Here is an 18,012-nt window from a genome sequence, read left to right as displayed (position 1 = left end):
GAGCGTAGAATACCGGGCGGGGTTTCTGCAAAATACCACAATGCCGGTGAGCCATCGCGGTCAAAGTGATAGCTTTGATGCCAAAAGAAGAATGTTGGGTCGGTTTTTGGGAATGATAGGAGTGCAGCACCGGCACAATCTACCGGTTTTGCAAGATAAAAGGTTTTATGGGTGTCAAAAACATCTGATACTTAACCGCCGATCAGGCAAAAAATTCCCAAGTGTCTGCAATGGGGATATGGGTGCAACTACAACAGGAAGGTGCTTGAGATGCTGAAGCAAGATGAACTGATCTCAACGATTGAGACTGACTATTCTGTGCTGCGTGACTTGCTGGCTGCGGAGAATTGGAAGGAAGCAGATTTAGAGACGAGTGCGGTGATGTTGAAGGCTGCCGGTCGAGAATTAGAAGGCTGGTGCAATTCTGAATGTCTGAAAAATTTTCCCTGGGAAGACTTGAATATTGTTGACCAGTTATGGGTGAAATACAGTAGCGGGCATTTTGGCTTTAGCGTGCAAACGCGGCTCTATTTTGAGGTGGGAGAAGATTTCGGAAAATTAGGCGATCTCGTGGGATGGCGAGTCGTTGATCGCTGGTTAGATTATTCTGAACGTCGTTTCGATCTTGCCGCACCTGCCGGCCATTTGCCATCGGGTGGAGTTGGCTACAAGCGTTGGACGAGATGGGTTGAAGCGAATTATGCTGCACTTGCCCATAGAGTTGCGGAATGTCAAATTTGTTAGCACCGGCTGCCTGATTTACGCTGGTTGCAGAAATTGAGTTTTTGAGTTTTCAAATGCTGAATTGCCCAAATAGTGAGATCCTGAACAAAGAATTGGGAGGATCACTATGCCAGGGGAATCACAAAAGCCACGGGTTGTTGTCGTAGGTGCCGGCTGGGCGGGTTTGGGGGCAAGTTACCATTTAGCCAGACAAGGTTATAATGTGACGCTGCTGGAAGCCGGTGCTTATCCGGGGGGATTGGTTGCCGGCTGGAAGACTGCCGGTGGGCGTTCTGTGGAAGCCGGCATTCACGGTTTTTGGTATCCCTACAAAAATATTTTTAGTCTGGTTGAAGAATTAGGACTAGATCCTTTTACGCCTTGGACTCGTTCCGCCCAATATTCACCGGCAGGTTTAGAGGTTGAGTCGCCAATTTTCCAAAATGAACCGCGACTGCCGACGCCGCTAGGAACTTTTCTTTATACCCAGTTTAAGCGGTTGCCCCTGGTTGACCGGCTTTCGGCGCTGCCGTTACTGTACGCGGTGGTGGATTTTGACAATTCTGATGAGGCTTGGCGGCGTTACGATGCCGTTACTGCCCGTGAATTATTTAAGCAGTTTGGGGTTTCTGCCAGACTTTATCACGATTCGTTTGAACCGATGCTTTTGGTCGGTTTATTTGCCCCCGGCGAGCAATGTTCGGCTGCTGCTGCCCTGGGAATGCTTTATTACTTCATTTTGGCTCACCAACCCGATTTTGATGTCGTGTGGTGCCGAGGAACGGTGGGAGAAAAGATTTTTCGCCCCTGGCGTGAGCGTATTGAGGGTGCCGGTGGGCGGATTTTAACTGAACGGCGCGTGAGTGATCTCACCGTTGATGATGCCGGCAATGTAACGGGTGTGGTTTGCGGCGATGAGGTATTTGAGGCGGATGCAGTTATTTTTTCAGTAGGCATCACCGGCATGAAAAAAATTGTCGCCGGCAGTCGTACTTTACAAAGTCGGCCAGAATTCCAAAATCTTAGCAATTTAAATGGAATTGATGTATTAGCAACTCGGCTGTGGTTTGACCGCAAAATTCACATTCCTCGTCCTTCAAATGCTTGTTTCGGGTTCGATACAACCACAGGCTGGACATTTTTTGATTTGAATACCCTGCATGATGAGTTTCGGGATGAACCTGGAACGGTTATTGAGGCTGATTTCTACCATGCTAATCAATTTCTATCACTGAGTGATGAGGAAATTGTGTCCAGGGTGCAGCGGTATTTAACGACTTGTATTCCGGAATTTTCTGAGGCGAAAGTTATCGATAGCAGTGCCATTCGATTGCGGCAAGCCGTGACTCATTTCTTTCCAGGGAGTTATCAGTATTTGCTGCCGGCACTCACAAGTTTTGATAATGTGTTTATGAGTGGAGATTGGGTTGTCACTCGTCACGGTTCGTGGTCACAGGAAAAAGCGTATGTGACGGGGTTAGAAGCCGCTAATTTGGTAATCGATAAGTTTGGGATTGGAAGAGAGGCAAAAATTGTGCCGGTGGAAGTTGATGAACCACACATTCAGTTTGCTCGAACCCTTAACAAAACGGTACGGGATTTAGGTCAAAGTGTTTTACCAAAATTTTGGCTACCCTAGAACTAATCAAACTCACCCCCGTAGAGGGGATTGCGATGCTTGAAGCACAAATTCAAAAAATTTACACTTTTGAGGAATATTTTGCCTAGAATGACAAAACTGATAAACGCTACAAGTGTTGGAGAAATGTAATTAAAACTGCTTCCTGATTACTCTAAATTCAGATTCACAATTTCTTAAGCAATTCTGTTAGCTGCACTTGTGGCATTTGAGAGTTATGCTAGTAAAGAGATAGGTTGTTCAGATGTTTTCCTGAAATGGCAGTTTATCAAGTCCGCCTTATTAATCCTGCACTCAAACTTGATCGCACGATCTCTGTACCAGACGATCAATACATCCTTGATATGGCTGAAGACGCCGGCATCCGTTTGCCGGCTGGATGCAAACAAGGTGAATGTTCTGCCTGTGTTGCAAAATTGATCAGTGGTAAAGTTGACCAAAGTGAACAAAAGTTCTTGCGTCCATCTGAAATAGAAGCCGGTTATACGATTACTTGTGTGGCGTACCCTCTTTCAGATTGCACGCTGGAAACTCACCAAGAACAAGTTTTATATAAAGCGTCTCTTTATTATAAAGCCGATAAAGAGTCTGTTGAGTAATGTGAGTTTTGGAAACTTTAATTATAAAATGAACGCAGTTTTTTGAATAAAAAATTGAAGTGAGGATAGAAACAGCGAAAGTGGAAATGAATCGATTATTATACGAGAATTCAGTTTCATACCAAGGACATCTAATTATCCCGTTTATTTTTGGGGTAGCTGATGGACTAGGGATCTACTCCTACACCTTACTTTCGGAATTGGGATACAAAGGTCAATTTCATAAATTTCAAAATCCTGCCGGCATCTATTCTGATAGCATTGAAAGTATTATTGATGTTGCCAAAGAACATCTTGAAACCAACTCAGATGTAAAAAGTAATATTGATATTTTTAAATTTCGATATACTTATCAAGATAATTTAATCATTGTTTACCAATTAGCCGATAAATATTTTTACGACCATTATAAGCCAGACAGTTTAAATAATGTTGCAGCACCTAAAATTTTTGCAACGGAATCTGAGTGTATTCACTGGATAAAGCAAGGGCTTGATCGTTCTAAAGCCAGTTCAGGTTTTGAGATTTAAGAGCGAAATTAAGGAGTTTTATCCTTTTTAAAACAAATAGAAATAAAGAGATAGAGGGTTTCGCAGTTAAAACTTAATTTTAGAAATCAAGGTTGCCGGTGAGCTGCTCAATCTTGTCTTACAGCATGGGGTTGTTATTGAGAAGACTCACCGGCATCTCTGACTATTTTGATTTTGCTCGTGCCTGTTTAACCATTTCAATAAGAGTATGGTGAGCATCTTCAGCACTTTCTAAAACGTGATCAAACTCAACTCGCACCGGCACAGGCGTATCATTGACTTGTGCGGTTAAATTCATGCCATGCGGATCAATTGAAACCATTTCTGCCGCTGTCGCCTCCGGAGAACCGCCAAATGCTTGAGCGTAGAGAACGACAGCATTTGCATGATCTTCGTTCATGTGGGCGCAAATACGTTCGCTTACTTCAGGCGTAATTTGTTCAGACATCAAGAAACTCCTTTTATTAAACAATTTTACCATTCCAAATAACTTTTACAAAATGGTAAAATCGAAACTATTAAATTCGTTCTGCCGGCAAATCAAGTTATACAATAAAGCAAATCACCGGCAGAATACAAAGTTAGCTCAATCGCGCGGTACATTCCAAAATCAACTTTTGATTGATCAGCGCGTGAGGCTGAATTTCTAGCGCTTGTCGAAATGCTTGAATCGCAGTTGGATAATCTCCTAAAGCTGCATAACATAACCCCAAACCGTGAAGTGCGCCAAAATGAATGGGGTTGAGCTTTATAACTTGCCGGCAGTCGCTGATAGACTGCTTGTAATGCCCTTGCATATAGTAAAGCACAGCCCGCCGGTTCCAAGCTTCTGCAAAATCTGGCTGATCGCCAATCAAGTCTGTAAGCAAATCTTCCGCTTCAGCAATTTGTCCCGCTTCGAGCAACTTTTGACTACGTTGAAGTAGTTCCCACCCATACATCCCCTTTTGCATAAACCAGCGATGCCAGAATTCTTGGGTGGCTTGATCACGAATCTGTTCATCAGGATTTTTCAAGTCTTCAAGTAACTGAGCGATAGATGATTCATTCATGGAGGTGTGTGCTTTTAGAAAATGTTCTATTAGAGCAGATTGATTTGATGCTGAACGCTAGTTGAGAATTATTTCAGTCAGGGTATTTCACCGCGACTGGTTGGGATTTAAAAAAAACGTCATTTCATGGTTTGGTAATCCAGAAAAGCTAAAACTGCGTTGCCATCTCCTATAGTTTCATTAAAACGGAAATGAATTCAGTCAAGATTTTTTGTTGTTTTTATCTTCCGATAGAAAAGTTATAATTTCTAACCTGCCGCGCTCACCGGCAGCCGGTTTCAATCGGTATAATTTTAAAAATGCCATCAGGTATTCTTCCCAAGGATTTTACAGGCAGCACAAGAGGAGGTTCCCGTTATCCAAATCTGCTGTACATCTCGAAACAACTGTTTCACTTCCTCTGGATCGCAGATATTGAAAGATCAACCACCGACTTCTAAATTCTAGCTTTAGGAGGCCGGCACTTTTCTCCCCACTGACACCTTTGCCTTTTAACAGCTTATCGATTGCGGTGCAACTTTGAACAGGTTTAGATGAGAAACATCCCAACGCGGTAAACTGTTTTAACCGGCTGTTCCTGCAGGCGGATTCTATGTGCCTCGCACACCCCACAAACCCTTCCTTGCTGACGCGGTTTGCCGGTGATGCTACCGCTACAATCGCTTAAACATCTTGCATTCCTGAAATCGTGCGCTATGCCAGCATTTTTATTAGAAGTCGGTACAGAAGAATTGCCCGCAACCTTTGTCGGTAATGCTATTGAACAGTGGCAATCGCGCATTCCTGCGAGTCTCACTGAACATTTCTTAACAAATGATTCGATTGATGTGTATGCAACACCCCGGCGCTTAGCCGTATTGATCAAAGGACTGCCGGCACAACAAGCAGACCGAGAAGAAGAGGTCAAAGGGCCGCCGGCAGCCGCAGCCTTCAAAGATGGCAAACCGACGCCGACAGCCGCAGGATTTGCCAAAAAGCAAGGTGTCGAACTCGATGCCTTGGAAGTTCGCCCTACGGAAAAAGGCGATTTTGTGTTTGTCCGCAAAAGCATCCCCGGACGCCCCACAGCAGATATTCTCAAGGAACTAGCTTTGCAGTGGATTACCAGTTTAGAAGGCAAACGCCTGATGCGCTGGGCAGATGGAGATTTGAGATTTCCGCGCCCGATTCGCTGGTTGGTGGCACTCCTGGATGAGGTGGTTTTGCCGATTGAATTGGTGAACAATTCGCAGCCGGTGAAAAGTGATCGGATCTCTTGGGGTCATAGAGTTTTGCACGCCTCGCCAGAGAACAAAGGCAAAATTGAAATTACTCAAGCAAGTGATTACGTTGAATGCCTGCGTTCTGCATACGTTGAAGTTGATCCAAATCAGCGGGTTGCTAAAATCCAAGAGCAAGTAGAAGCCGCCGCTCAAAAAGTTGGAGGAGAGGCAGAGATTTCCCCGAACTTATTGCAAGAAGTCACCAATTTAGTTGAATGGCCGACAGCAGTTATCGGCAAGTTTGATGATGACTTTTTAATCCTGCCGGCGGAAGTGATCACCACTGTTATGGTCACACATCAGCGTTATTTTCCTGTGCTAAAAAGCAAAGATTCTACGGAATTACTGCCCTACTTCATCACCATTTCTAACGGCGATCCGGCGAAATCAGACATCATTGCCACCGGCAACGAGCGAGTGATTCGGGCAAGATTAGCAGATGGTCAGTTTTTCTATAAAAGCGACCTGGCCGAACCGTTAGAAAGCTATGTACCGCAGCTAGAAACCGTCACCTTCCAAGAAGATTTGGGTTCAGTGCGCTATAAAGTTGAGCGATTTAGCAAGATTGCTGATTTAATTGCTGAACACCTGCAACTCACAGATGATGAATGCAAGAATATTCAACGGGCTGCTTTGCTGTGTAAAGCCGACCTCGTCACCCAAATGGTCTATGAATTTCCCGAATTGCAAGGGATTATCGGGGAAAAATACGCCCGTGCCGGTGGTGAATCTGAAGCGGTTGCCAAAGCCATTTTTGAACATTATTTGCCCAGAGGTGCTAACGATATTTTACCGGAAACCCTCACAGGCCAAACTGTCGGAATCGCAGACCGGCTCGATACATTAGTCAGCATTTTTGGCTTAGGAATGCTCCCCACCGGCTCCTCAGATCCCTTTGCCCTGCGCCGTGCTGCCAATGGCATCATTAACATTACTTGGACAGCCGATTTAACGATCAATTTGCAGCAATTGCTAGAACAAACGGCCAGTAATTTCGCTGCCGATCATCCCAAAGCTTCCCCGACAGAATTAATCGAACAATTGCAAGAGTTCTTTATTCAGCGCATCCGCACTTTACTGCAAGAAGAACGGGGAATCGATTACGACTTGGTGAATGCTGTTTTGGGAGAAAATGACCCAGAATATACAGAAAGGGCGTTAACAGATTTATTAGATGTGCGAGATCGTGCTCTTTTCCTCCAAGAAATTCGGAACAACGGCAAGCTAGATGAAATTTATGAAACGGTCAACCGTTCCGCCCGTCTTGCCAAGCAAGGTATTTTAGATACCGCTCAACTGGAACCGGCACCTGTTGTCCGTCCAGAACTGTTCCAAAAACCCTCCGAGCAAACCTTTTATGATGCAATCACTCAGCTTGTTCCAGAAACAAAAGCATCTCAAGAAACGCGCAATTATCAGCAGCTTGTAAACGCCATCGCTGCCATTACACCTACCGTCAGCACCTTCTTTGATGGCCCGGAAAGTGTATTAGTCATGGATGAAAATTTAGACATCCGGGGTAATCGATTAAATCTGTTAGGATTGTTGCGAAATCATGCTCGTGTCTTAGCAGATTTTGGCGCAATCGTCAAAGGCTAAGGCAAGTTTTCTGTACCGTTTCTTAATGTTCTAAAAAGGTGGAGAAAGATGAGTCTAAAAGATATGCGTACCTTGTCTAAAAACCCAAGAGTCGTAACTTTGTTGTGTACTCTCTTTCTCGGCTCAATGGAAATTATACTTTGGCAAGTTGTTGGGACTAGCGCTGTGCTAATTTTCTTGAGTGTATTGACCTTGATAACATTTGCTTCTCAGTTTTATCTTGTGGCAACTTTAGCCAAAGAAATGGTTCAGTTGCATGAGAAAATAACAAATCTGGAAAGACGCATTTCTTGAAACTTTGCCTGCATTAGTTTGATATCTTGCCGTTGTTTGAGTAGATGTGGAATCTTGGTGGTTTTGTTCGCTATCTGAACGGTAAGATAAAGTTTACTCAATCAGGGAAATCCTTAAACTAGCTATGCCCATCGCTCACGTCATCGGACTCGGAAAATCGGGAATTGCTGCCGCACGACTGCTAAAACGGGAAGGTTGGCAGGTGACGGTGAGCGATCGCAGTAATTCTGAAACCCTGCAAGAACAGCAACAGCAGCTTGCGCCTGATGGAATTCCTGTACTGCTGGGCTATTCTTTTGACCCAGATAACCCAGACAACCGGCCTCAGCTCGTTGTTGTCAGTCCCGGGGTACCGTGGGATGCACCGGCATTAGTCCGCGCCAGAGAACTTGGCATCGAAACCATTGGCGAGATGGAACTCGCTTGGCGCTATCTCCAGTCGCGCCCTTGGGTAGCAGTCACCGGCACCAACGGCAAAACCACTACAACTGCCCTAATTGCCGCTATTTTCCAAGCAGCCGGTTTCGACGCCCCCGCCTGTGGCAACATCGGTTATGCCGCCTGCGAACTGGCTTTGCAGGAAACGCCTCCAAATTGGGTAATCGCCGAACTTAGCAGCTATCAAATCGAATCTTCCCCTTCAATCGCACCTCGCATCGGAGTTTGGACAACGTTTACCCCGGATCACCTCAGCCGGCATAAAACTTTAGAAAATTACTTCAATATCAAAGCTCATCTCCTCAACCAATCTCAGCAGCAAGTGATCAACGGAAACGATCCCTACCTGCGCCAAAATACCCCGCAACGTTGGCCAAACATCTGCTGGACAAGTGTTAAAGGTCAAGCCGAATTTATCAGCGATTCTAGCTGGTCAGCATACATTGAAGATGGCTGGGTTGTGGCGCTGGGTGAACCTGTGTTGCCGGCAGCCTCGTTGCGGATGGTTGGGGAACACAACTTGCAAAATTTGCTGATGGCGGTGGCAGCAGCGCGTTTAGCCGGCATTGAGAAAGAAGCCATTGCCCGCGCCATTGCCACCTTCCCCGGCGTTTCCCATCGGCTGGAACACATCTGCACGTTTAACGGCATTGACTTTATTAATGACAGTAAAGCCACCAATTACGACGCTGCTCAAGTTGGACTATCCTCCGTCCCAGCACCGGCAATTTTAATCGCTGGGGGAGAAGCCAAAGCCGGTGATGATACTGGCTGGATGCAAATGATTCAAACGAAAGCCGCAGCCGTTTTACTCATTGGCAGCGCTGCCGGTGCCTTTGCAAAACGGCTGGAGGAAATTCATCATCCCCGTTACGAAATTGTGGCAACAATGGAACGCGCGGTTCCTAGAGCTGCTGAATTGGCAGCACAGTTGGGAGCTAAAGTTGTTTTGCTTTCGCCGGCTTGTGCGAGTTTTGATCAATATCAAAATTTTGAGCAACGCGGTGATCATTTCCGCCAAATGTGTCTGGAAGTGATGCAAAGTCCACCAGAATAATGGCTTTCTTTTGCCAAAAATGAGAAAGTAGGGTGCGTCAGTGATGCACTGATTAAATATTTGTTAACCCAGATAAACGCAGATGGGTTAAGGGTTGGTGACAGGAATTTTGCGACTCTCGATTGGGGCGGGCTGGTTATTGTGAAGCAAGGGGAGGGAGAACTGATATAAATAAAGTATTGCTGATTTGTTTGGTGTCTTGCGGGAGAAGCATCTTACTTTATGGTTCTAACTGTGCATCCTGAGCATCTTCAAGTTATCTGCAATCATGGGATGAGCGCTTATCCAGAAGAGTGCTGCGGCTTGCTCGTTGGCCGGCTCTTTAATGGCGGTAAAATTTTGGTAGAAGTGTGGCCGGCAGAAAATGCTTGGAGTGCGGAAGCATCACTAGCGGTATCTGGTGAGGAAGAATTTAGCAAAAAGCGCCGGTATGAAATCCCCGCTCAATTTATGTTCGAGGCGCAACGGAAAGCACGCGACCTCGATCTGTCAATTATTGGCATCTATCACTCGCACCCCGACAACCCCGCCATTCCCTCTGAGTGTGATCGCCAATATGCTTGGCCACAATATTCATATATTATTGTCTCTGTTCAACAAGGCAAAGCCCAAGACCTACAGAGTTGGAGCCTTGATGATGCCCATCAGTTCCAGCCAGAAGAAATCCTCACCAGCGAACCGACAGCGGTTGAACAATAACTTTAAAAACTGTACAACGCAAAGATCCGAAAGATTTAGATAAGATATTAGTCTTCTCACTACCGACTGCCATGTTAAACCCGAATCTGGATGAGATCCAGCTGACAAAAGACGAATACGAACGCTACTCACGCCACCTCATCTTGCCCGAAGTCGGACTTGAGGGGCAAAAGCGTCTGAAATCCGCCAGCGTGCTGTGTATTGGCACCGGCGGACTCGGTGCGCCGCTGTTACTCTATCTGGCAGCTGCCGGTGTTGGACGAATTGGCATTGTAGACTTCGATATCGTAGACAGTTCTAATTTGCAACGGCAAGTTATTCACGGCACCTCTTGGGTAGGCAAACCTAAAATCGAATCCGCCAAAAACCGGATTTTGGAAATTAACCCCAATTGCCAAGTTGACTTGTACGAAACTCGCCTCTCATCTGAGAACGCGCTGGATATCATGAAGCCCTACGATATCGTGGTGGATGGCACCGATAACTTCCCCACCCGGTATTTAGTTAACGATGCTTGTGTGTTGCTGAATAAGCCCAACGTTTACGGTTCCATCTATCGCTTTGAGGGACAGGCAACCGTCTTTAACTACGAAGGTGGCCCTAACTACCGCGATCTTTACCCCGAACCCCCACCACCGGGGATGGTGCCTTCCTGTGCTGAAGGCGGCGTTTTAGGGATTCTGCCAGGAATTATCGGCGTTATCCAAGCAACGGAAACGATCAAAATCATCCTGAAACAAGGGTCAACTCTCAGCGGACGGCTGCTGCTGTTTAACGCTTTGGATATGAAGTTCCGGGAACTGAAACTGCGTCCAAATCCTGTGCGCCCTGTAATTGATAAATTAATCGATTACGAATTTTTCTGCGGTGTGACTCAAGCCAAAGCAGAGGAGGCTAAACAACAGATGGAAGTTTCTGAGATGACGGTGGCGGAACTTCAGCAACTTATTGACAGTGGTACGAGTGACTTTGTGCTGGTGGATGTTCGCAATCCCAATGAGTATGAGATTGCTAAGATTCCAGGAGCGGTTTTGGTGCCTTTACCAGATATTGAACGCGGCGAAGGTGTCGAGAAGGTTAAGCAGTTGCTCAATGGCCACCGGCTGATCGCTCACTGCAAGATGGGTGGACGTTCTGCAAAGGCGCTGGGAATTTTGAAGGAAGCCGGCATTGAAGGTACGAATGTCAAAGGCGGGATTACTGCTTGGAGTCGAGAAATCGATCCGTCAGTTCCAGAGTATTAAACACGGGGGTGGGGGCGGTTCGCACCTGTTACAGTCCGCGAACGCTTCCCCTAACCTCTGTCTTAACTACCGGCAACGGAATACAAAAGCTTATGAACAGCTCAGACTCTCAACCGGCGGTCACTTCAGCGGATCGCCGGTTTATTTTATGGCGGCAAGTTTGGGGTTTAGCGGCGGTGCAGGGCGCAATTACCCTAACTTGGGTGATTTACAAGCTGTATTTGCCGAAACTGCTAACCGGCTTTGGTTTTCCCGCAGGACTTGCCGCAACGCTGCTGATTGTTGAAAGCGCCCTAGCTGTGGTGATGGAACCGCTGATGGGGGGACTGTCTGATCGCAGGAAGCAGTGGGTGGGAACACGTTTTCCGTTTATCTCTGTCGGGGTGATTCTATCCTCGGCTTTGTTTATTGCCATCCCCTGTTTTGCAATATTTGTCAAACCTGATAGCGTTTTTAGATTACTCTTACCGGCATTTGTGGTGGCGTGGGCGCTGGCGATGACAATATTTCGTGCGCCGGCGCTGGCGCTGTTGGGGCAATATGCATCGGTGCCAGAGTTACCTCAAGCAGCGAGTTTGCTAACCTTAGTCGGCGGGATAATTGCAGCGTTTGGTCCGATTTCTAGCCAGTTTTTGCTGAGTTTAGGTGCGCCTGTTACCTTTACTCTCGCCTCTTTAGTTTTGCTGGCGGCAGTCGCGCTGCTGCGTTCGCTTCATCCCCCAGCTACAGCGGTAGAGGATAGCAGACAGCAGGCCGGTTCCAAAATGCCCGTTTCGATTGCTGCTTTAGCCTTAATTTTTGGCACCGGCATCTTTGTGGCATGGGGTTCAAGTTTCCTCATGTCGCTGCTGCCAAAGCTGCTCAAAAACCAGTTTAATGCTGCCGATATCAAGTTAATTATCTTTGCCTTTTCCATACTTTTAGCCTTAGCCGCAGTGCCGGCGGGAAAAATAGCTGTTCAACTCGGTAATCGGCGAGGAATGCTGATAGGAGTTGCCGGAACAGCGCTGTGGTTGCTAATGCTCGCAGTATTTTTACCTAGTGGTTTACCTCTGATTGCTAGTGCAATCCTATTGATTGCTTTTTTAAGTTTGGTAAACAACGGAGCTATTCCCTTTGCTTTATCTCAAGTGCCGACACATCGGGCGGGATTGGGAGTAGGAATGTATTTTGGCGGGATAGGAACCGCAGTGAGTTTATTCCCCCTCATTTTTGGTCAATTAAGTGAAATAACGCCGGTTTCTGCCGCTATTAAAGGTACAATTGTGTTCATTGCTGCCGGAGTTTGTATCGCCGTTAGCATCAAAACGCAGCCGGTACAATCTGCCTAGATTAAGATTTTATCTAAAATAATTAATGTTAATTTAAAAAGTAGACAATGAAGTGTCGCTTTAATTGACCCCTGCTAGTTATTAAGCTATTTTACAACAAGGCTAATTTAATTACAAAGTTGGGAATTATAAAAATGGGGAGTGAGGTGCCTGCAGTGCCGCGCCTGCTCCCCTAGGAAATATCTAAAGGAGATAACAATGCTCGGCCCAATAATGGAATTCAACAGGCATCAAGGAGGGGAATCTCCCCTACAAATGCCTTGGGAAGGCAGCAGCACACGCCCTTCTCGTTCCCGAAGGATTCGTGAGCGAAGCGCTTACTATTGCCGCGAAGAGATTGAAATGACGGCTCAATTAGAAGGATTATCAGAACGGATAGCCTCGCTAGAAAGCTTTCAAGAAAAATAAAACCCTTGAATAGTTTTGTAATAGGTTCTATCAATTTTGCCGCTTACAAAACTGTTCGCATCAGATAGCAAGACTTTTTACTTTCTTACTCTTTCTCTACATTTGTGTGCTTGGTTTCCTCTGGTGCTGCCGACGAAGAATTGTCTGGATTTTGGGTAAGTTCTTCTAAATGGCTTTTGATTAAAGGGGAAAACTCGCGAGAAGTCGTTTTCGCTGCCGGCATATCAGGATAAAGCGAGAGCGCCTGATTATTCGCCTCAATTGCCTCTGGGTATCGCCCTAAATTGCGAAGCGCTTCCCCTTTGCGAATCCAAGCATCTCGAAAGTTAGGTTTCAATTCCAAAGCCTTATCCAAACTTGCAATTGCCTCTTCATAGCACCCTAAATTGTTCAGCACAATTCCCCGGTTATACCAGGCTGGCTCATAATCAGGATTCAGATCAATTGCCCGATTGTAGCCGGCAAGGGCTTCCTCATCGCGCCCCAATGCTCTCAGCGTAGTGCTGCGATCATTCCAGGTAATATGGAAATTTGGTTGAATTTCCAGTGAGCAGTTAAAGCTTTCCAATGCTTCTTCATAAAGCCCTAACTCAAAAAGTGCGTTTCCCTTCCCATTCCAGGCAACGCTATCTTTTGGTTGAATCTCCAAAGCATGGTTAAAGCATTCCAACGCTTCTTCAATGTGCCCTAACTCAGAAAGCATTGCGCCCTTATTATTCCAGGCTGCATGAAAATTCGGTTGAATTTCCAGTGCCCGGTTAAAGCAGTAAAGTGCTTCTTCAATCCGCTCTAGATCTCTAAGTACATTACCCTTCGCATTCCAGGCAAAGTGATAGTCTGGTTGAATTTTCAATGCCCGATCAAAACACTCCAAGGCTTCTTCAGGACGCCCTAAATAAAACAGCGTCACACCCTTGCCATTCCAACCAAAATAGTAATTGGGTTGAATTGCGAGGGCGCGGTTATAACTATCAAGCGCTTCCTCAATTTTCCCTAGATCTCTAAGAACATTGCCTTTCCCATTCCAGGCATCGTAGTAGTTTGGTTGAATCTCTAGGGCGCTGTTAAATAAAGTTAGAGCTGTATTGATATTGCCGGCATAATATTGCTCAACGCCCTGATTGTATAAAGCTGCTGCTTCCCCTTCACTGCTTGCCGGTTTAACCTGAAGGTTGCGATTTGGGGAACTAAGGGCAATGGCTTGATTGTTGGCTTCCACTGCCTCCGCATATAGCCCTAACTGCTGCAATGCCATGCCTTTATTTATCCAGGCGTCATGAAGATTGGGTTGCAATTCTAAAACTTTATCCCAACAAGTAATCGCCTCTTCCCAGCGCTGCAAACCCGTTAACCCAATGCCATAATTAAACCAAGTTTCAGGATCATCGGGGTTGAATTCTAAGGCTTTCTCCCAGCTAGCAACGGCTTCCTCCCACCGGCTCAAACTCCCTAGTGCCAGCCCCCGATTGTACCAAGTTTCAGCATCGTCGGGTTTCAGCGCCAGAGTTCGATCCCAGCAGGTGATCGCTTCTTCATAACGATTTAAATCAAACAGCACATCGCCCCGGTGATTCCAAGCGACGCGAGATTCCGGGTTAAGGGTGATGGCATGATTATAGGAGCCGAGCGCTTCTTCAAGACGCTTTAAGTTAAACAGCGCATTGCCTCGGTTTACCCAAGCGCGGTGGTGGCTGGCATCAAGTTCGAGTGTGCGGTTAAAGGCAACGAGGGCGGCTTCACTATCCTCCGCTTCTAGTTGCTCTACGCCCAGCTTAAACCAGGCATCCGCGTCTTCTGAAGATTCCAAACTTTCGGGTGCGGATAAATCAATATCTGGCTTTTCTTCAAAGGAAGGATCTGGACTTGTCTGTGCGGTTTTTTCGAGGAGTTTAGTGCCGATTTGGTAAGAATTTTCGCCAATTTCTGCGATATCTGGAATTTCTCTGGCTTTTTCGCTCAATTGCAGCAACCGGCATCCTAATTCATAATTCGGCACGGGCGATGCTTCCAAACTAGCGCCAAAGCGACGTAGCCACAGCACCCATTCTTGATTCGTAGCGCGAGCACTTAGCCCTTCAAAAAACCTGGCAACCCGCACTGACTCCCAGCCCTGATTCACCCCTTCCAGCAGTTGCAGGAAATAGTGTTCATACTCTGCCTCACTCAGCGGTTGAATTGTTTGTGCCGGCGCTACTGCTGCCCCTGCCGATGCCGGTGACGAATTTCTAAAAATAGCCAACAACCGCTGAAATAACCTAACGAGCCGTTGCCAAATTCGCCTTAGCATCTGTCACACCTCTGCATTGCATTTATTGACAATTGTAAAGACTGTTGATTGCCTTTTTATGTTTTAAATTGTGAAATTAATGGCTAGGTTTCCCTTTGATGAAGCATAGCTAAGAAATTATCTAAAATATTTCATCTCAAATAAACTTGAGATAACTCACTGTAGTTAAAAAAAGAATTCCCAAAATTCTGCTATTTCATCCCAACACAAAATTGGTATCTTCTCTATCCCTGTTTATCCCGATGCCAGCCGATCTGCCAAACGAGTTGTCTCTGGGAGCCGGTACTTGGGGGTGCAGCGCAACACATAATCAATTGCACTTGCCAAGGAAATCTGATGGCCGGTTGAGACATAGATCGGCTTAGCACCGGCACGAGTTGTCAGCACAGCCCCAATCACTTCACCCTGATGTCGCAACGGTTGCCAACTGCCCCGATCCGCCGGCACCGGATCATGTTCTCCAATAAACCGCGTCTTTGCAACTCCAATTGCCGGGATATTTGCCAAAACGCCCAAATGACAAGCCAAACCAAAGCGACGGGGATGGGCTAATCCTTGCCCATCACACAGCAACAAGTCAGGCGCAACCGTCAGCATTTCTAACGCATCCAAAATTGCCGGCACTTCCCGAAACGAAAGAAACCCTGGAATGTAAGGAAAAGTTGTCGGTTGCAAAGCAATGGCTGAGGAGTGCAATTGCAAGTCTGGAAAACTCAAAACCACCACAGCCGCCCGCGTTATCGAGTTGGCGAGATCATAACCCACATCCACACCGCCAACATAGCGCACCTCCCCCAGTCGATCTTCTGCAATCACCTGAGATCGCAGTTGCTGTTGAATTGCGATAGCCTCCTGAGTCGTCTGAGGCCAAGCATGAGTCCTGTCAATCTTCATTTTCTTATATTATATTCAGGCTGACACCTATCATTTTTACTCTCCAGCATGATAAAAGAGGGATTGCTAAGATTACGATCAACCTGATGGCATCCTTAAAGCAAAACGAGCTTGCCGGCAACTTGAGCGCTAGTCGCCGCGCACAACATCAACTTCCCTAAATCGCACCGACGACGTTTGCGATAAAGGATCAGCAAGCTTTGTCTGGAGACGGCGTTATTCCTAAACTTGATAATTAGCATAGGATTTGCCGTAAAATTTAGGATATTTTTTTTCAGAAACATCAAAGCCGGCACAATCTAAATTTGTCCCACTCTCCCAGTTACAGCAGTACAATTCAGTATCATCAAATCCTTGAGGCGAGCGAACTATGAAAGATGCAAAATTTCTTTACAACCCCACCCTTATTTCTTATATTGTCGGGGGACTCGTCCTCGTCTTGGCGGCAATCTTATTCAAGCCTTTTGCCATTGTGAATCCTGGCGAGCGTGGCGTTGTGATGCAGTTTGGCAAAGTTCTGCCCAATGTTTTGGATGAAGGTATTCACCCCATTGTGCCGGTTGTGAACACGGTTAAAACAATCAGCGTTAAGGTACAAAAAAGTGATGTCCAGTCAGAAGCATCGTCCAAAGACTTGCAAGACGTAAAAACACTGGCTGCCGTCAACTGGCATATTGACCCCAAGCGAGTGAATGAAGTTTACCAGCGCATCGGTGATGAAAACGAGCTTTTGAATCGGATTATTGCACCTGCCGTATCTGAAGTTGTTAAAGCATCGACGGCAAGAAAAACGGCTGAAGAAATTATTACCCAGCGCACAGAACTTAAACAAGAAATTGACACTACACTCAAAGAACGTCTAGCCGCTTACGGAATTTTAGTTGATGATGTGTCTTTGGTAGATATATCTTTTTCTCCGGAATTTGCCAAAGCAATTGAATCAAAACAAATTGCCGAACAAGAAGCCAAACGCGCAGATTTTACTGCGTTGAGAGCTGAAAAGGAAGCCCAAGCAGAAGTTAACCGCGCTAGAGGTCAAGCTGAAGCACAGCGGTTGCAGCGACAAACTATATCCGCTGAGTTGCTACAACAACAAGCGATTGAGAAATGGAACGGCCAGTTTCCGATGGTGATGGGTGGCAGCAACACCCTGCCTTTCATTAATCTCAATCCGTCAAACTTGTCGTCTGGTTCAGCTCCAGCGGCTCCCGCACAATAAGTTTTTTGCTTGAAAAAAGGTTATTAGCTATTAGCTTGATGCTGTTTTTTAAGTGTCTTTTGTTGTTCAGAAATAAAAGATGATCAATCTCGGAAAGACTAATAGCTAATAACTATAAAAAGGGGCATGAAGAATAGAGAAGTATCACAAAATACTAGGGGGTTTAATAAAATGTAAGTATCTGAAAATTGAACAATTTATTAATATAAATATGAAAAATTTATGATAACTTTCTATTGTTTAAAATTAAAACATAGTAGTTACTGTAAGAAACGTTTTCAAGAAATTTATAAAAATATTAAAATTGCACAAACTTGGGCACTAAACTGTTAACCTCATCTGCGTTTATTTGCGTACATCTGCGGTTAAAAAATCAAATTTTGCAATAAATATACTATCGATGTAATGCCGGCTTTAAAAATTAGCAGGATAGATGAGGAGGTATAATTTTAAATTAGTACATCTTCAATAAAATATAATAAAAATAGCTAAAGGCAATAGCACGACAAATTGCGAGAGACTTTGTTTTGCTGAAGACAGCGGATCAGGACGTTAGGGGCTGAATAGGGGCTATTTTCCCCGAAAAACCGCTTAAACCTTAACGCAGAGTTTAAGAAGTTGTTAAATCTTCCGGAAAAGCCAGATTTCTGTGGCTAACTATAAATCATAAGATACCTCCTAACTGCGTTCTTTGCCCCATTTGCGCCCTCCGTGCCAGATGGGGTTTTATGTTTGAG

16 protein-coding genes are annotated in these 18,012 nt (G+C 45.6%); 11 read left to right on the top strand and 5 right to left on the bottom strand.

The window, feature by feature from the left end:
* The first annotated feature begins 270 nt into the window (after nt 1-270).
* The 4 genes from H6F56_RS17580 (at nt 271) to H6F56_RS17565 (ending at nt 3,491) form a co-directional block, all read left to right on the top strand.
* Nucleotides 271-744 carry a GUN4 domain-containing protein gene (locus tag H6F56_RS17580; protein WP_190670734.1) on the top strand — a complete coding sequence of 158 codons (474 nt, stop codon included), beginning with the start codon at nt 271-273 and terminating at the stop codon, nt 742-744.
* A gap of 106 nt (nt 745-850) precedes the next feature.
* Nucleotides 851-2,362, top strand: a complete 1,512-nt coding sequence (locus H6F56_RS17575) for a hydroxysqualene dehydroxylase (RefSeq protein ID WP_190670732.1) — start codon at nt 851-853, stop codon at nt 2,360-2,362.
* Between the two features lie 257 nt (nt 2,363-2,619).
* Nucleotides 2,620-2,961 (top strand): 2Fe-2S iron-sulfur cluster-binding protein, encoded by a 342-nt coding sequence (locus H6F56_RS17570; RefSeq protein ID WP_190670730.1) that lies wholly within the window; start codon nt 2,620-2,622, stop codon nt 2,959-2,961.
* Between the two features lie 59 nt (nt 2,962-3,020).
* Nucleotides 3,021-3,491, top strand: a complete 471-nt coding sequence (locus tag H6F56_RS17565; RefSeq protein ID WP_309236563.1) for a hypothetical protein — start codon at nt 3,021-3,023, stop codon at nt 3,489-3,491.
* Nucleotides 3,492-3,654: 163 nt separating this feature from the next.
* Here H6F56_RS17565 and H6F56_RS17560 read toward each other — a convergent pair whose 3' ends face one another.
* Together H6F56_RS17560 and H6F56_RS17555 are read right to left on the bottom strand one after the other, a co-directional pair.
* A complete protein-coding gene (locus tag H6F56_RS17560; protein ID WP_190670728.1) occupies nt 3,655-3,939 on the bottom strand; it encodes a DUF2470 domain-containing protein in 285 nt (94 codons plus the stop codon).
* 133 nt (nt 3,940-4,072) lie between these two features.
* Nucleotides 4,073-4,543, bottom strand: a complete 471-nt coding sequence (locus H6F56_RS17555; protein WP_190670727.1) for a tetratricopeptide repeat protein — start codon at nt 4,541-4,543, stop codon at nt 4,073-4,075.
* A gap of 695 nt (nt 4,544-5,238) precedes the next feature.
* Here H6F56_RS17555 and glyS point away from each other — a divergent pair.
* From glyS to H6F56_RS17520, 6 genes are all read left to right on the top strand, one after another.
* A complete protein-coding gene (gene glyS / locus H6F56_RS17550) occupies nt 5,239-7,404 on the top strand; it encodes a glycine--tRNA ligase subunit beta (RefSeq protein WP_190670726.1) in 2,166 nt (721 codons plus the stop codon).
* 418 nt (nt 7,405-7,822) lie between these two features.
* Entirely contained in the window at nt 7,823-9,193 is a 1,371-nt protein-coding gene (murD, locus tag H6F56_RS17540; RefSeq protein WP_190670724.1) for a UDP-N-acetylmuramoyl-L-alanine--D-glutamate ligase, read from the top strand.
* Nucleotides 9,194-9,415: 222 nt separating this feature from the next.
* On the top strand, nt 9,416-9,892 hold the full coding sequence (locus tag H6F56_RS17535) for a Mov34/MPN/PAD-1 family protein (RefSeq protein ID WP_190670723.1): 477 nt from the start codon (nt 9,416-9,418) through the stop codon (nt 9,890-9,892).
* Nucleotides 9,893-9,963: 71 nt separating this feature from the next.
* Nucleotides 9,964-11,136, top strand: a complete 1,173-nt coding sequence (gene moeB / locus H6F56_RS17530) for a molybdopterin-synthase adenylyltransferase MoeB (protein WP_190670722.1) — start codon at nt 9,964-9,966, stop codon at nt 11,134-11,136.
* Nucleotides 11,137-11,228: 92 nt separating this feature from the next.
* On the top strand, nt 11,229-12,467 hold the full coding sequence (locus H6F56_RS17525) for an MFS transporter (RefSeq protein WP_190670721.1): 1,239 nt from the start codon (nt 11,229-11,231) through the stop codon (nt 12,465-12,467).
* 198 nt (nt 12,468-12,665) lie between these two features.
* The gene (locus H6F56_RS17520; protein ID WP_190670720.1) at nt 12,666-12,875 is read left to right on the top strand and encodes a hypothetical protein; all 210 of its coding nucleotides are present in this window, start codon (nt 12,666-12,668) and stop codon (nt 12,873-12,875) included.
* A gap of 85 nt (nt 12,876-12,960) precedes the next feature.
* Here the strand turns inward: H6F56_RS17520 and H6F56_RS17515 are convergent, their stop codons facing one another.
* The 3 genes from H6F56_RS17515 to H6F56_RS17505 all read right to left on the bottom strand — a co-directional run bounded on the left by H6F56_RS17515 (nt 12,961) and on the right by H6F56_RS17505 (nt 16,298).
* Nucleotides 12,961-15,162, bottom strand: a complete 2,202-nt coding sequence (locus H6F56_RS17515; protein WP_190670719.1) for a tetratricopeptide repeat protein — start codon at nt 15,160-15,162, stop codon at nt 12,961-12,963.
* A 234-nt stretch (nt 15,163-15,396) separates the two neighbouring features.
* Nucleotides 15,397-16,056 (bottom strand): deoxyribonuclease V, encoded by a 660-nt coding sequence (gene nfi, locus H6F56_RS17510; RefSeq protein WP_190670718.1) that lies wholly within the window; start codon nt 16,054-16,056, stop codon nt 15,397-15,399.
* 95 nt (nt 16,057-16,151) lie between these two features.
* The gene (locus tag H6F56_RS17505; protein ID WP_190670717.1) at nt 16,152-16,298 is read right to left on the bottom strand and encodes a hypothetical protein; all 147 of its coding nucleotides are present in this window, start codon (nt 16,296-16,298) and stop codon (nt 16,152-16,154) included.
* A gap of 128 nt (nt 16,299-16,426) precedes the next feature.
* Here H6F56_RS17505 and H6F56_RS17500 point away from each other — a divergent pair, with 128 nt between their 5' ends.
* On the top strand, nt 16,427-17,275 hold the full coding sequence (locus H6F56_RS17500; RefSeq protein ID WP_190670716.1) for a prohibitin family protein: 849 nt from the start codon (nt 16,427-16,429) through the stop codon (nt 17,273-17,275).
* Nucleotides 17,276-18,012: the final 737 nt, after the last annotated feature.

This window comes from Microcoleus sp. FACHB-672, from assembly GCF_014695725.1.
Lineage (GTDB): Bacteria > Cyanobacteriota > Cyanobacteriia > Cyanobacteriales > Oscillatoriaceae > FACHB-68.
This window is presented reverse-complemented; position numbering and strand designations above follow the sequence as displayed.

Coding starts and splice junctions, on each gene's coding strand:
- H6F56_RS17580 (WP_190670734.1), top strand. CDS start 271: ATGCTGAAGCAAGATGAACTGATCTCAACGATTGAGACTGACTATTCT.
- H6F56_RS17575 (WP_190670732.1), top strand. CDS start 851: ATGCCAGGGGAATCACAAAAGCCACGGGTTGTTGTCGTAGGTGCCGGC.
- H6F56_RS17570 (WP_190670730.1), top strand. CDS start 2,620: ATGGCAGTTTATCAAGTCCGCCTTATTAATCCTGCACTCAAACTTGAT.
- H6F56_RS17560 (WP_190670728.1), bottom strand. CDS start 3,939: ATGTCTGAACAAATTACGCCTGAAGTAAGCGAACGTATTTGCGCCCAC.
- H6F56_RS17555 (WP_190670727.1), bottom strand. CDS start 4,543: ATGAATGAATCATCTATCGCTCAGTTACTTGAAGACTTGAAAAATCCT.
- glyS (WP_190670726.1), top strand. CDS start 5,239: ATGCCAGCATTTTTATTAGAAGTCGGTACAGAAGAATTGCCCGCAACC.
- murD (WP_190670724.1), top strand. CDS start 7,823: ATGCCCATCGCTCACGTCATCGGACTCGGAAAATCGGGAATTGCTGCC.
- H6F56_RS17535 (WP_190670723.1), top strand. CDS start 9,416: ATGGTTCTAACTGTGCATCCTGAGCATCTTCAAGTTATCTGCAATCAT.
- moeB (WP_190670722.1), top strand. CDS start 9,964: ATGTTAAACCCGAATCTGGATGAGATCCAGCTGACAAAAGACGAATAC.
- H6F56_RS17525 (WP_190670721.1), top strand. CDS start 11,229: ATGAACAGCTCAGACTCTCAACCGGCGGTCACTTCAGCGGATCGCCGG.
- H6F56_RS17520 (WP_190670720.1), top strand. CDS start 12,666: ATGCTCGGCCCAATAATGGAATTCAACAGGCATCAAGGAGGGGAATCT.
- H6F56_RS17515 (WP_190670719.1), bottom strand. CDS start 15,162: ATGCTAAGGCGAATTTGGCAACGGCTCGTTAGGTTATTTCAGCGGTTG.
- nfi (WP_190670718.1), bottom strand. CDS start 16,056: ATGAAGATTGACAGGACTCATGCTTGGCCTCAGACGACTCAGGAGGCT.
- H6F56_RS17505 (WP_190670717.1), bottom strand. CDS start 16,298: ATGCTAATTATCAAGTTTAGGAATAACGCCGTCTCCAGACAAAGCTTG.
- H6F56_RS17500 (WP_190670716.1), top strand. CDS start 16,427: ATGAAAGATGCAAAATTTCTTTACAACCCCACCCTTATTTCTTATATT.